This window comes from Tatumella terrea (assembly GCF_039523755.1).
Lineage (GTDB): Bacteria > Pseudomonadota > Gammaproteobacteria > Enterobacterales > Enterobacteriaceae > Tatumella > Tatumella terrea.
The window spans coordinates 386889-401005 of sequence record NZ_BAAAFX010000006.1 but is presented as its reverse complement, the minus strand read 5'-3'; the positions used below and the strand labels follow the sequence as shown (position 1 = coordinate 401005).

Here is a 14117-nt window from a genome sequence, read left to right as displayed (position 1 = left end):
AAAGCCGCCATCAACTTAGTATCATCCATGCTCATCCCCTCAACCGTTCATATCGACGGGTAACCTCTGCGATGAATACGTTGTCGCGACCGAAACCGCGTGTCAGGACAGGACTGAAACGAGTGTCAGTCCGTGCTGGCGGTACAGCCCTGACCCGGCCCTGCCTCCGGCACGCAGGACAGTCTTTTCATCACAATTGATGCAAAACCGCACAGCACATCCAGAGGTGCAGAAACAGTGCTAATCTGAACTGTCGCTTACTCGTCGTCCGGCAAATCAAAACACTGCTGAATAAAGTCCGTCGCCTCTGCGACCCCTTCACCGGAGATCGTATGCGGAACGCCTGGCTGATAGAACGAGGTGACCTCCACCCCGGCCGCGGTCAGTTGTTGCTCTGCATGGCGGCTTTCGGTCCACGGGATCACCTGATCGTCCTGGCCGTGGATCAGTAACACTTTACTGCCCGGGGCCGGGTGCAGAGGCGGCGGAGAGGCGAGACGTCCTGAAAATGCGATCACACCGGCCAGCGGAAATGCCGCCCTCGCCAGAGCATCCAGTGCCATGATACTGCCCTGAGAAAAACCGGTCAGGACCACTTCATCCTCCGGCGTGATACCGTACTGACTGAAAATCTTTTGCAGGGCCGCATCGAACGACGTTCTGGCTTCGGCAATCCGCGCCGGACGGTTTTCATCGGTTACCCCGTTGACACTGAACCACTGGTAGCCGGACCCCATATCACAAGGAAAAGGGGCATCGGGTGCGATGCAGGTCAGTCCCGGAAAAGACTCCGCCCAGAAATCTCCCAATCCCTGCAGGTCCGCACCATTACTGCCTACTCCGTGTAACAGAATTACAATTTGCTTGCTCATAGTTGTCCTCTCACAGTCCCGGCCCGTATCAGCCAGGCCCGGCTGGCACACTGCCCGTCGGAGTCAGTGTGTCATTCAAATAAAATCGATGTCAGTTGTTTTGCAGGTACCGGATGACGGAACCCGGGCCCCGGAAGCCCCGGTGCAGACCGGACCTGCGGCAGATAAACAGAAAATACGGCACTTCCGGAAGCCCCCGCCCGCGTTGGTTCCAGTGCAGACCAGCCGCCCGGTGATAAGCACGGGTCGGCCCGGGTAAAATCGCCGGGCAACACGTATTGCCGTGCCGTTACCGCCAGTGTAGCAAAAACTTCGGTGAATGTTGTCCGTCAGTGGCTTCGGTATACTGCCCCTGCCCGGTCATCCCGGGAACGGCTTTAGAAAGCGTCTTTCCGCCCGATCAGACAGGGAGTAATACCGCTAACCGAAGCGGGCCGGGGATAACTGAGTTTACCCCCGGGACACAGCTCCTGTCACAGCCACGTATTTCGGGAAGCCACATTGGTCAATGGCTGATGCCATTATTCTATGGAAAGTCTGGTAACCGTATCCGATAGGGCCCCGGGTAACCGTAGCGGTCCGGGCATGAATATGTTTGCCCCCGCCACAGAGCCTCAAACAGCCCCGCGCATCGGGAAGCCGCACTAGCTAATGGCTAATGCCGTTATTCGATGGAGCCCCTGGAAACCTGGGGGCCGGGAACGACTGTATTTGCCCCCGGCGACAGAGCCTCTGACAGCCCCGCACATCGAGGCCACGTGAGAGGCGGCACCGGCCGGGGACTGATGCCTTCTTTGGCGGGGTTTGCCCGTGGCCAGCGCCGCCGGGCGTGGCAGTATCAGAAGCCTTCCAGCACTATCTTACCGCGTGACCGTCCGCTTTCTATCCTGCGGTGTGCTTCCCGCAGGCTGGCGGCAGTAATTTTACCCGCATGTTCAGCCAGGGTGGTCCGCAAGGTTCCGTTATCGATCAGTGATGCAATATCATTCAGGATCTCGTGCTGACGGATCATATCTTCCGTGGTATACAGCGAACGGGTAAACATCAGTTCCCAGTGCAGAGAAATCGCCTTACGTTTCAGTGGCATGGCATCCAGCGTTTTTGGATCATCGATTAATCCCAACCGCCCCTGCGGGGTCAGTATTTCAATCAGCTGGTCATAATAATCATCGGTATGGGTCAGGCTGGCCACATAATCGACCGAACTGATACCTTTTGCCGCCAGTTGTTCACTGAACGGCTGCCGGTGGTCGATAACATGATCGGCACCCAGCGATTCAACCCACTGACGGGTTTCCGGGCGTGAAGCCGTGCCGATCACCGTCAGGCCGGTCAGCCGGCTGGCCAGCTGTGTCAGAATGGAGCCCACACCCCCGCCTGCACCGACGATCAACAGGCTTTTTCCCTGGCCCCCTCCGACCTGTAAGCGGTCAAATAACAATTCCCAGGCGGTCAGGGAGGTCAGCGGAAGTGCGGCGGCTTCTGCCGCACTCAGGGTGGCGGGTTTACGGCCGGTAATACGTTCATCCACCAGGTGATACTCCGCATAGGTGCCCGGACGGATTAGTGACCCCGCATAGAAAACTTCATCTCCGGGGCTGAATAGTGTGACACTGTCACCTACGGCTTCCACCACCCCGCAGGCATCCCAGCCCAGTACTTTGGGTGAGGACGGATTATCGCCGTGACGTACTTTCGTATCGACAGGGTTTACCGAGATGGCCTTAATTTTCACCAGCAGGTCATGACCGGAGGGCTGTGGTTTTTCCAGTTCCGTGTCATACAGCGATTGCGGATCGGTTAACGGTAAACCTGCCTGCTGATATACGATAGCTTTCATTTCTGCACTCCTCAGGTTGAATACGGGTCACAGCCTGTGCTGTCTGCCTCCATTCTGGTCGACGGCCGGCAGCAGAAACAGTACCTTTGCAGAGTAAGACTTTCACAATTTTTGTGAAAACGGCTACGATTACCGTCAGAAACCGGGGCAATCCGGCCCGTCAGCATGGCACGATAACGGAGGCAGCGATGGTTCGTCCTGAAGATCTCAGGTTATTTCTGCGGGTGGCTGCGCTGGGCAGTTTCTCCCGCGCGGCACGTGAGGCTGGCCTGTTACCAGGCCAGGTCAGTGCGGCTATCCAGCGGCTGGAAACCCGGCTCAATACCCGGCTGTTTGCACGTTCCACCCGCAGCTTACGTCTGAGTGCGGAGGGAGAAAAATATTTGCCGTATGCGGAAGAAATTCTGTCGGTGATGCAGGCGGGTGAAGAGATCCTGCATCCCCGTGACAACGAATTACGGGGCACCCTGCGCCTTGCCCTGCCTTCAGATTGTGGCCGTAACCTGCTGTTGCCCTGGATCAGTGATTTTTGCAGCAGTCACCGCGAACTGACGTTACAGCTGTCCCTGTCTGATCAGATGAGTGATATTTTCCGCGACCCGGTCGATATCGCTATTCGTTACGGTATTCCGGATAATCGCCACTACATCGCACAACCCCTGACGGAAGAGAATCGCCGGGTGGTGGTGGCCTCGCCGGATTATCTGGCGCGCTGTGGTCAGCCCCGGGTCCCTGAGCAGTTAGTGGATCACGTGTGCCTGCTCTACAGCCTGAAGGGCCATATTTATGATAAATGGGCGTTTCCGCTAGCCGCAGGCATGCAGCGCATCGCGCTGACCAGTCAGTGGCTATGTGATGATGCCGATGTGGTGCGCCGCTGGGCGGTAGCAGGTCACGGTATCGCCTATAAGTCGTGGATTGATGTCAGTGAAGACGTGCTTGCCGGACGACTTAAGCTGTTGCTTACTGATATTCCGGGAGAGTCCGCCCCGCTGTATCTGGTGTGTCCGCACCGTAAAGAATTTTCCCCGGCCATCCGTTTTTTACGCCATGAACTGAGCCGGCATCTGCAGGAAATCACCGGCAGACTGCCGGAGGCGCTGAAGCAGGCTTCTGCCTCCTGATATCATTAATTCACCTTGATCGTCCGGCGATCCTCGCCTAAGGTCTGTTGATTAACCGCCCCCGGGGTTCCCCGTCGCTGGCCCGCCTCCTGCGTGAAGCCGATTGCCACCGCTGAGGCACGCCATTTTCACCGGCCGGATCCTATGCCTGGGTTATCTGTCTGGCGTTTTCCGCCGGGGCAGTCTATCCCGGCCGGAAGTTTTTACGGCCCGGCAACGGGCCTGTTGCGGAGCGACGCCGGAAATCATGACCTTCCGGTTCACTGAGAGAATAAACTGATGAATGACACCGCCATTACCCCGTTTGATGCCACCACCTTTTTTCACCGTTTTTCCCACGGCACCTTTGATACCGGAGAAACCCGGCTGCATTATGTCGCCGGGGGTGAGGGAGAGCCACTGCTGCTGGTGCCTGGCTGGCCGCAAAGCTGGTACTGCTGGCGCTATGTGATGCCCCTGCTGGCGGATGCCGGACGACGGGTAATTGCGGTCGATTTACGGGGGATGGGGGACTCATCGGTCGGTACCCGGGGCTATGATACCGGGACGCTGGCCGCCGACCTCGCGGCCCTGATCGCCAGTCTGGGAGAGGCTCCGGCAGATATCGTGGCCCATGATGTCGGCAGCTGGGTCAGTTATGCGCTGGCCTGCGATCATCCGGCGCGGGTCAGGCGTCTGGCGCTGTTTGATGCGTTGATCCCGGGGCTGCCGGTGCCTGCCGGTAGCGATCCGGCCCCGTCTCCGGCGAAACAGGCCGCCGCCAGCTGGCATTTCAGTTTTAACCTGTTGGCCGATTTACCGGAAATATTGCTGACGGGACGTGAAGCGCAGTTTCTGGACTGGTTATTCGATAATAAAACCCGTAACCCGCTGGCTATCGATGCCCGGGACCGCCAGGAGTATCTGCGGGTCAACAGACGGCCGGGAGCACTGCGCGCGGCTCTCAGTTATTATCGCGAGGCTTTCAGCGAAACTGAGTTAACGCGCACACAGCAGCGTTCACAACAAACACTGACTCTGCCGGTGCTGGCCGGCGGCGCAGCACAGGGCGCCGGTCATAAACTACATCTCAGCCTGCAGGGCCGCTGTGAACGGCTGGAAGCCGCACTGATTGAGTGCGGGCACTATATTCCTGAAGAAGCCCCGACGGCACTCGTCCGTGCCCTGTTCGATTTCTATGCCCGGTATCCCCGTGGATAATCCGACTTCTGCTCTGTTCTCTTAGCCCCTCCCCTGCGAAGGGTTAAGAGACCGGCTTAGGGATCGTTGAGTGCAGAAGCCCGGGCATTCCGGTGCAGCTACTTATCTCCGTAAATCATGCCGGGACTGATGCATTCCCGGTGCTTAATCCATGCAGGGGCTTATGCATTCCCGATAGTTATACAACCGTGCCGCCAATTCCCCGTGAAGTGGCTGTGGTGCGTCCCGCGGGCCATGCACTCCGGCGGCCCGGTGGATAACAAAGCCTGCCACCCTCTGCCCCTGCGCCGAAGGTTTTATCACCAGGAAGGAAGTCCCGGCTTACTGATCACCTACCAGGCGGGGATTCTGATATGCGTAACAGTAAAAATAGTCAGCTTCTGTGCGCTCAGCACCTTCAATTTTGTTATACAGAGCCAGCGCAGGCGCGTTATTTTTCAGGCAGTTCCAGGTCAGAGTTTTTCCGGCCCCGGTACTTTCAACTAAAGAGGTCATTAACCGGTAGCCAAACCCTCGCCTCTGAAATTGCCTGAAGATCACCAGCAGCGAAATTTTTATGATTTCGTTTTCTGCCTTCCGGTGAATAATACCTGCTTTCACGTCATCAATGATAACCCAGCGAAAATCCTCACGCCGGAGAGCACGGCTGAACCCCTGTTTCTGAAATTCTTCATCCCAGCCAAAAAGCTCCTGTATAAAAGGCTGCATATGCTCTTTATAGACCTCAAACAGATCCATGTGCGGATCCACTTTCTGATATTTTACAGGCATTACGCGGGTCCTCACTCAACTCCGGAAGTGATTAAAATTTGTTCTTATAAGCATCACAGATAACAGGTGCCGCGGCTTTCCAGCCTGATTTTCTTCAGTGATAGCCTGCAGATCACTGCAAATTAATAAAACTCCATACCTTCATACGGTTCAGCCAGGCAAGCGCTCAGACGGCTTTTCAGGTCACCATCGTGGATTTCGAGCTTGTGCCCGTCAGGGTCCAAAAAATAGACGGACTTTCCTTCACTCTTATTTATCTTCCACTCCGTTATCCCGAGGGATCTTAGCCGCTCAGCAAACACATCAAACGCTTCGCCGGAGACGCTAAAGGCATAATGTGTGCCGTCATTTCCTGCTGCGGGTTTATCCAGTGCGAGGCATAACCAAAATCCCCCTGAAGAAAGGTAAGCACCGCTGGCCCATTTCGCTTCGGGGGTAAAACCCAGTGTGCCAACGTAAAAATCGAAACTTATATTCAGATCACTCACCGCAAGGGTGATGTGATTAATACCGGACAACATATAACGCTCCTTCAGAGGAAGTGAGAATTCAAAGCCCCCTGTCCGGAGGCCCCGTTCGGACAGCTGATATCGCCGTCCCGGCTTAGGCAGATCTGGCCGGGTCGCGTTCCCTGTGATGGCGATGGCTCTGTTTGTAAATTCAGAGACCAGGCTAAAACAGAGGGGTAAGGTGTGTCATTACGCAGAGTCACACACCTTATCGCCACTCCTTCTGTCCGGGCCACAGGCCCGAAAGCAGCGATCCGCAACCGTATCAGCCTCCTGCCGGGGTAAGCCTTTAGTACCCCCCAGCTTCCCCCGGGTCAGGAGCCGTTTATCAGCCAGACGGCTTAATGATCGGTCGAGCGGGTCAGTAATTCCCAGTCATCGATTTCCTGGCCTAATGCCGCCAGTTTCTGACGGACTAAGTCCAGGGCATCACTGCCTAATAACAGATGCGCAGGCGGCGTCTGGCTGTCGATTAATGTCAGTATGGCATGCGCCGCTTTCACCGGGTCGCCCAACTGCTTACCGCTTTTTTCCTCACGAGCCTGACGAATGGGATCAAATGACGCGTCATAGTCCGCGAGACTGCGGGCACTACGCACCATCGAGCGGCCTGCCCAGTCGGTACGGAACGAGCCTGGCGCGACCGCCGTCACCCGGATATTGAAAGGCGCAACTTCTTTGCTTAGGGTCTCTGAGATCCCTTCCAGAGCAAATTTACTGCCGCAGTAGAAGCTGATGCCGGGCATCGTAATAAAGCTACCCATTGACGTAATATTGATAATATGACCGCGGCGGCGCTGGCGCATAGCGGGCAGTACGGCTTTGATCATCGCCACGGCACCGAACACATTGACATCAAACTGGTGGCGCATCTCTGCGAGCGAGGATTCTTCCATAATGCCCTCATGACCATAACCGGCATTATTGACCAGCACGTCCACCGGACCAATGGCGGATTCCACCCCGGCCACCGCCTCATTAATACGCCCGAAATCGGTGATTTCCAGCAGCCTGCCGTAAGCGTGGGTATGCAGTGCTTCGAAAGCCTCCAGTGCCTGCTGGCTGCGCACGGTGCCAATGACCCGATGGCCCGCCGCGAGGGCTTCCTGTGCCAGTGCCCGGCCAAAGCCGCTACTGACGCCGGTGATCAGAATCGTTTTTGCAGTTGTCATCATGATACTCCGTTGAACAGTACAGCTTGCAGGATATTCTGTGTTCTGCCACATTATCAGGCCGTATCTTCTCTTTTTATTGCCTGATTTTATGAGGGGCTGTCATGTCCGGCATTATTTCCCTGACTAAATCCCTCGCGCCGCTGGAGGGGTATAACCTCACGGCGTTACCTGATGTACGGATTTTACGTGCCGACTGCCCCCTTTCAAAAACACCGGTGCTCTACGACCCGGGGATAGTGATTGTCTGTCAGGGCAGTAAACGCGGCTACTTCGGCCGACAGACCTATGTGTATGATGAACTGCACTACCTGGCGGTGTCGGTGCCGGTACCGTTTAAGATGGAAACCCGCGCATCTGCAGACCATCCGTTACTGGCAATTTATATGCACCTGGATTTTCAGCTGGCCGCTGAACTGATATTGCAGATTGAACAGCAGGGTGCCTATCCTGCCGCCGCCGCGCCGCAAAGCATGATGTCCAGCCCGATGGACGCGACGGTAAATACTGCCGTACTGCGGTTACTGGAGGTGCTGAATCATCCTTCTGAAGCGGCAATCCTCGGGCCGGGCCGGGTGCGGGAACTCTATTTCCGGGTGCTGACGGGGGCTCAGGGCAATGCCATGCGCGCCGCGCTGACCCTGGCGGGACAATTCGGTAAAATCGGTAAAGTGCTGCAGCATATCCACGCCTCCTATGCCGGGGCACTAACCCTCACGCAACTGGCGCAGGATGCCGGGATGAGTGTGCCGACGTTTCACAGTCATTTCAAAGCCATTACTCAAATGCCGCCGATGCAGTATGTTAAATCGGTCCGGCTTCACCAGGCACGGATGCTGATGGTGCGTCAGCAAATCACTGCTGCAGCCGCAAGTTATGCGGTCGGCTATGAAAGTCCGTCACAATTTAATCGTGAATTCAAACGCTTGTTTGGCCTGCCCCCGGCAGAAGAGATTAGACGTATGAAGCAGCACTTCGCCGTTCCGCCGGAGCAACCGGCTACGATATTTGTTTCTTCGCATTAAGGCAGAGGTTGCAAACCCCTGCCTTAGTGCTCCCTGTGCTCAGGGCTCCTGCAGCCGCGCCAGCATACTGCCCCTGCAAACGTAAATAATCGCGCACAATAACAGACTGAGCAGCATCGTACAGATAAAGACCCCGGCACCGGTCAACGCCAGCATGACCCCGCCGATTAATGGCCCGGCAGCAATGCCTAATGTCGACAGCATTGATGCGCCGAGATAAGCCCCCCGATATTCTGAAGGTGCCAGCTGATCGAGCAAAATGTTCAGATTCGGCATCAGGATCGCTTCTCCGACACTGAACACCGCGGTCACCATCAACCAGGGCCAGATATCCGGCGTACGTACACAAAAGAAACAGAGTTGTGACACCGCAAATATGGCTCCGCCCAAAAGAATACGTTTCGGCAGCGGTATATTTGTCAGAAATCGCGTCATAAAGGTCTGGAAAAACAGCACCGTACAGGCGTTCGTGACCAGGATCAGGGTGATCAGCCTGACCGCGGCATTACTGTTAAATCGCAGGATATACTGTGGCAGTATGGCTTCGTAGTGCATGAACACGATACTGCACAAAATACTGCACAGCAGCGCGGCAATGTAGATTTTATCCCTGGCAATAATCCCTGTGACGGTATGGAGTTTAATCGTCACGCCGCTGTCCTGTTGTGAGCCCTTCTGTAATTTACCCGCAGGGATAAACAGCAGCACATAGACGAAGAACGGAACATACGACAGTCCGGTGATCAGGAATGTCCCTTTCTGAGAGGTCAGTCCAAAGGCAATCCCGACCAGCGGGCCAAAAACGGCCGCGATATTGATCAGGTAATAGCGCAGTTGCAGGGCAAGTGCACGACGACGGCGATCCCCCAGTAAATCACTCATCAGTGCCCGCAACGGCGGGTCGACCCATGCAAACGAGACGCCGATGATCATCAGGCCGATAATAAACAGCACGATGCCGTTTGCCTGAGCAAGCAGGATATATCCCAGCGCAGAAAACGCACAGCCCAGCATCAGGATAACCCGCCGCCCGAGCCGGTCCGAAATATGCCCACCGTACATACCGAGCACCGCCGAGAACAGTGCGCTGCTGGTCATTGCCAGACCGATGGCGATCGGCGACATATGATAATTCCGTGTCATGATCACTGCGATAAACGGCCAGGCCATAAAATAGCTGAAACGGATCACCAGCGTGAAAAAGAGCAGCGAGTGAACAGCCAGCGGAAATGATTTCAGCGTCCGGAATAATCCAGGGGCCGGCCCCTCTTCAGCCGCAGAACTGGTTGTCATAATTTATCCTTTTTATAATTTTAATTTGCCAGAGTACGGCCACGAATAACCCACTCAATATTAATAAGATTATTCCCCATCGCCCGCAATACAAATATAAGTGTCCGGTTTGATTCACCCGATAATACGGTAAAGGTTACTGTTGGAAGAGCAATGTAGGGGAAGCGATCAGGTCGCCATTAAAATTCGGTGATTACTGCTGTTATAAACAGTAGTCCGTTCCCGGAGAGAGTCTGGCAGGGAGACTCATTCCCGTCTGAACGTCTGTACGCTGATAATCTCTCCGGTGCCAGCCCGGGCTACCGGGTTGTGGGTTGTGGGTTGTGGGTTGTGGGTTGTGGTTTGTGGGTTGCGGGTTGCGGGTTGCGGGTTGCGGGTTGCGGGTTGCGGGTTGCGGGTTGCGGGTTGCGGGTTGCGGGTTGCGGGTTGCGGGTTGCGGGAAAAATATTGCTGCCAGCCGGTAAGGTCAGGCTAATCATTTAACCGCCGTTGCTTCTGTTGAAACCGGCGAATACCGGTATCCGGCAGTGACTGATGTCGGCAAGATATCGTTGTCTGTACGTCAGCCGGTTGTCATTCCCGGCGAGGGTCCTGGAAAAGTCTGCCTCATGCGCAGAAAGATCTGCCCGCGGCAGTTGTGACCCGATACGTTTTTCCATGCGGGCACTATTTTCTGTTGCAGAGTAAAAAAGGTTTAGCTCATAGTGGTGATTTGCTTCATCAGCCTCTGAAGGAGAGCCATCATCATGACTTTGACCACCGGCGTACATCACATTGGTTTAACGGTAGCTGACCCCGAAGAAAGCGCTGAATTTTTCACCCGCCTGCTGGGCTGGGTGGTAGTAAAACGACGGGACGATTATCCGGCTATCTTTGTAAAAGATAATGAGATAATGATTACGCTGTGGAAAGCACAGACTGAAGCGCCCGTTAACTTTAACCGTAAAACAAACATCGGACTGCATCATCTGGCGTTAAGGGTTAACAGCAGAGAGGAACTGTTGCGGATTCATACGGTATTAAAGGAAAATAATATCGAAATAGAATTTGAACCCACGCTCCTGGGCGAAGGGCCAGCAATGCATATGATGTGCTATGAACCCGGCGGGATACGTATCGAGTTTTACTGTGCGGAGTGATTTACCGGTCTCCCTCATCCCCGTGACTTCCAAAACATCCCTACCTGCCATTTAATCACCCTGTCAGCTCGGGGTATCAGTGACCGTGACGCGACCTTATTCCTGTTCCCGGTTTATCCGGTTATCCGCTTCAATTACTGTTGCCCCTCTCTTCTGAGCCCACATCCCTTCGCTCCTCCTCCGTTACCGGGCGCAGTGGCGAAACCACGCCAGGAGTAAGAACTATGCCGGGGGTAGATGAATTCCGGGGCGCTCTTTATACTAACCACTCTTACCGCCTGCCCGCCGGCAGACGGTGATTAGCCCACGGCTCAGACGGGATACCCCTGCTATGAAATCATCACGCACTCTTAACGATAATCGCCAGCGGGTCATCGAGGTCGGCAGAAAAATTATCAGCCGCAAAGGATTCTCTGCCGTCGGCCTGAATGAGATCCTGACTACCGCCGGGATCCCCAAAGGATCGTTTTATTATTACTTCGCCTCCAAAGAAGCGTTCGGCACTCAGATGCTGGAAGACTACTTCGCGCGCTATCTGGAGACGATGGAAGCACTGCTCAGCTCTGTCCCCGATGCCACACAGGCCATGATGAACTACTGGCACAGCTGGACCGCTACCGACGATGGCCCGACTCCCAAAGGATATCAGTGCCTGGCGGTAAAACTGGGCGCCGAGGTCAGCGATTTATCCGAACCGATGCGCCTGGCGCTGGAACAAGGCACCACCCGTATTGTGCAACGGCTGGCCGGGCAGCTTGAACGGATGGCGGCGGAAAACAGCTTCGTCCCCCCGCCGGAAGGTTGCCTGGTGTTTGCCGGGGCCTTGTATCAGTTGTGGCTGGGGGCCAGTCTGATGGGAAAAATGACCGGCAGCCTTTCTCCGTTAGCCTCGGCGATGCCCCTGACAAAACGCTTATTGCAGCTATAATCATTTTATTAATATGTGCGTTTCAGGGAGGCTTCTCTTATCAGTGACTCAGTTTTACTTTACCATCCAGACGACTGGTCTAATTTCAGGTCCGGTGAAAAACTGTTTAACTGTATTTCAGGTTTCCACACTGATGACGGCTGCCCTTTTAATATCCAGACGACAGGTCTGATTTAATCTCCGGAGACAGATATGCAACAAACAGCTCACACAAACCGCCGCTGGGTACTGGCCTCGCGTCCTGTCGGCATTCCGACGGCGGAAAACTTCCGCCTCGAAAATGCCGAACTGCCTGAACCGGCTGAAGGACAGATGCTGCTGCGTGCCGTGTATCTGTCTCTCGACCCTTATATGCGCGGCCGCATGAGTGATGCGCCTTCTTACGCAGCACCTGTTGCCATCGGTGATGTGATGGTCGGTGCCACCATCAGTCGTGTAGTGAGTTCGCTGCATCCGGAATTTAAAAAAGATGACTGGGTACTGGCTTACGGTGGCTGGCAGGACTATGCCCTGTCCGACGGTAAAGGCGTCATTAACCTGGGCGCGCATCCGCAGCAGCCATCCCTATCGCTGGGGGTGACCGGCATGCCCGGTTTTACCGCTTATATGGGGCTGACCGATATCGGGCAGCCTGTTGCCGGGGAAACGCTGGTCGTCGCCGCGGCGACCGGTCCCGTCGGCAGTACCGTCGGACAGATAGCGAAGTTAAAGGGTTGTCGTGTGGTGGGCGTCGCCGGAAGTGAAGATAAATGCCGCGATGCCGTTGAACACGCCGGATTTGATCTCTGCCTGAATCACAAAGATCCTGACTTTGCAGAGCAGCTGAAAGCTGCCTGCCCGGACGGGATTGATATCTACTTTGAAAACGTTGGCGGTGCGGTCTTTGAGGCTGTGCTACCGCTACTCAACCCGAAAGCACGTATCCCCCTGTGTGGCACGGTGGCGCATTATAACGACACCGGTACCACGCCCGGCGGGGATCGCCTGCCGGCTTTTATCGGTACGCTGCTTAAAAAACGTATTCGTCTGCAGGGTTTTATCATTTTTGATGATTATGCCCCGCATTTCCCGGCGTTCCGCACGCTGATGACGGACTGGATCCGTCAGGGAAAAATTCATTATCGCGAACAGGTTATCGATGGCCTGGAGTATGCCCCGGGGGCACTCAGCGGAATGTTACAGGGTCACAACTTCGGTAAGCTGGTGATCCGGCTGGCGGATGATTAAACCTGCATACGATGACTGAACCCGCTTAAAAGGATAAACGATGAAAATTCTGATTGTACTGACTTCGCACGATAAACTGGGTAACACCGGCGAAAAAACCGGATTCTGGCTGGAAGAGCTGGCCGCGCCCTATTATGTCTTCAAAGATGCCGGTGCGGATCTGACGCTGGCCTCGCCTCTCGGCGGACAACCACCTCTGGATCCGAAAAGTAATCAGCCTGATTTTCAGACCGACGACACCCATCGCTTTGAAAGTGACGAGGCCGCAAAAACCGCTCTGGCGAACACTGTCGCGCTGAAGTCGGTCAACGTCGACGAATTCGATGCTATTTTCTACCCGGGGGGGCACGGCCCGTTATGGGACCTGGCTACCGATAAAGACTCCATTAGCGCGATCGAACAGACCCTGGCGAAGGGACGTCCGGTCGCAGCGGTCTGCCATGCCCCGGGCGTACTGCGTGACGTCAAAAAGCCGGACGGTGAACCCCTGGTTCGTGGTCTGCGTACCACCGGGTTCAGTAACAGCGAAGAAGCCGCCGTGCAACTGACCGATGTCGTGCCTTTCCTGGTGGAAGATATGCTGAAAGAAAACGGTTCTGAATACAGTAAAGGCCCGGACTGGGGATCTTATGTGGTGACCGACGGTCTGCTGATCACCGGTCAGAACCCGGGGTCTTCTGCCGCAACGGCCCGGGCTCTGCTGCAGGCACTGAAAGGCTAACCGTATGAGTGCATATATTATTTTTATCCGCGATGAAACGCTGGATCAGCATGAGATGGACGTATATGCGCAAAAAGCGTCAGAAGCGCGTGGTGATCATCCGATAACCCCGCTGGCCTTCTATGGTCAGGCCGAAGGGCTGGAAGGCCCGGCAGCAGAAGGGGTTGTGCTGCTGAGCTTCCCGGATATGGCTGCCGCCCGCGCCTGGTATCACAGCCCGGCTTACCAGGCCGCTAAAGAGCATCGTCTGAAAGGTGCAAAATACCGGGTCGTTCTGACCGAGGGAATTGCCTGAT

At 55.4% G+C, this 14117-nt stretch carries 15 protein-coding genes; 8 read left to right on the top strand and 7 right to left on the bottom strand.

Features of this window, described 5'->3' with window-relative positions; genetic code table 11:
• Positions 1-257: 257 nt before the first annotated feature.
• Positions 258-872, bottom strand: coding sequence for an alpha/beta hydrolase (locus ABD035_RS04870; protein ID WP_212712849.1), 615 nt, complete (start codon positions 870-872; stop codon positions 258-260).
• An 838-nt stretch (positions 873-1710) separates the two neighbouring features.
• Positions 1711-2712 (bottom strand): zinc-binding alcohol dehydrogenase family protein, encoded by a 1002-nt coding sequence (locus ABD035_RS04865; protein WP_343868123.1) that lies wholly within the window; start codon positions 2710-2712, stop codon positions 1711-1713.
• Positions 2713-2900: 188 nt separating this feature from the next.
• On the opposite strand from ABD035_RS04865, the gene ABD035_RS04860 reads away from it, so the two are divergent.
• Complete coding sequence (locus tag ABD035_RS04860) at positions 2901-3836, top strand: LysR family transcriptional regulator (protein WP_343868236.1); 936 nt, start codon at positions 2901-2903, stop codon at positions 3834-3836.
• A 279-nt stretch (positions 3837-4115) separates the two neighbouring features.
• Positions 4116-5036 (top strand): alpha/beta fold hydrolase, encoded by a 921-nt coding sequence (locus tag ABD035_RS04855; protein WP_343868121.1) that lies wholly within the window; start codon positions 4116-4118, stop codon positions 5034-5036.
• Between the two features lie 321 nt (positions 5037-5357).
• Here ABD035_RS04855 and ABD035_RS04850 read toward each other — a convergent pair whose 3' ends face one another.
• From ABD035_RS04850 to ABD035_RS04840, 3 genes are all read right to left on the bottom strand, one after another.
• Positions 5358-5807 (bottom strand): GNAT family N-acetyltransferase, encoded by a 450-nt coding sequence (locus ABD035_RS04850; RefSeq protein ID WP_343868119.1) that lies wholly within the window; start codon positions 5805-5807, stop codon positions 5358-5360.
• Positions 5808-5929: 122 nt separating this feature from the next.
• Entirely contained in the window at positions 5930-6328 is a 399-nt protein-coding gene (gene fos / locus ABD035_RS04845) for a fosfomycin resistance glutathione transferase (protein WP_343868117.1), read from the bottom strand.
• Between the two features lie 329 nt (positions 6329-6657).
• Complete coding sequence (locus ABD035_RS04840) at positions 6658-7488, bottom strand: oxidoreductase (RefSeq protein WP_343868234.1); 831 nt, start codon at positions 7486-7488, stop codon at positions 6658-6660.
• Between the two features lie 104 nt (positions 7489-7592).
• Between ABD035_RS04840 and ABD035_RS04835 the strand changes: the two genes are divergently transcribed.
• On the top strand, positions 7593-8513 hold the full coding sequence (locus tag ABD035_RS04835) for an AraC family transcriptional regulator (protein ID WP_343868115.1): 921 nt from the start codon (positions 7593-7595) through the stop codon (positions 8511-8513).
• Positions 8514-8552: 39 nt separating this feature from the next.
• Here ABD035_RS04835 and ABD035_RS04830 read toward each other — a convergent pair whose 3' ends face one another.
• Entirely contained in the window at positions 8553-9806 is a 1254-nt protein-coding gene (locus tag ABD035_RS04830) for an MFS transporter (RefSeq protein WP_343868113.1), read from the bottom strand.
• 299 nt (positions 9807-10105) lie between these two features.
• Entirely contained in the window at positions 10106-10285 is a 180-nt protein-coding gene (locus ABD035_RS04825) for a hypothetical protein (RefSeq protein WP_343868111.1), read from the bottom strand.
• Between the two features lie 267 nt (positions 10286-10552).
• Between ABD035_RS04825 and ABD035_RS04820 the strand changes: the two genes are divergently transcribed.
• The 5 genes from ABD035_RS04820 to ABD035_RS04800 all read left to right on the top strand — a co-directional run bounded on the left by ABD035_RS04820 (position 10553) and on the right by ABD035_RS04800 (position 14116).
• Entirely contained in the window at positions 10553-10945 is a 393-nt protein-coding gene (locus tag ABD035_RS04820; protein WP_343868109.1) for a VOC family protein, read from the top strand.
• A gap of 331 nt (positions 10946-11276) precedes the next feature.
• Positions 11277-11873: a TetR/AcrR family transcriptional regulator gene (locus ABD035_RS04815; RefSeq protein ID WP_343868107.1), complete on the top strand. Its 597-nt coding sequence runs from the start codon at positions 11277-11279 to the stop codon at positions 11871-11873.
• Positions 11874-12065: 192 nt separating this feature from the next.
• The gene (locus ABD035_RS04810; RefSeq protein ID WP_343868105.1) at positions 12066-13100 is read left to right on the top strand and encodes an NADP-dependent oxidoreductase; all 1035 of its coding nucleotides are present in this window, start codon (positions 12066-12068) and stop codon (positions 13098-13100) included.
• A 40-nt stretch (positions 13101-13140) separates the two neighbouring features.
• On the top strand, positions 13141-13821 hold the full coding sequence (locus tag ABD035_RS04805; protein WP_343868103.1) for a type 1 glutamine amidotransferase domain-containing protein: 681 nt from the start codon (positions 13141-13143) through the stop codon (positions 13819-13821).
• Positions 13822-13825: 4 nt separating this feature from the next.
• On the top strand, positions 13826-14116 hold the full coding sequence (locus tag ABD035_RS04800; RefSeq protein WP_212712833.1) for a DUF1330 domain-containing protein: 291 nt from the start codon (positions 13826-13828) through the stop codon (positions 14114-14116).
• The last annotated feature ends 1 nt before the right edge of the window (position 14117 follow it).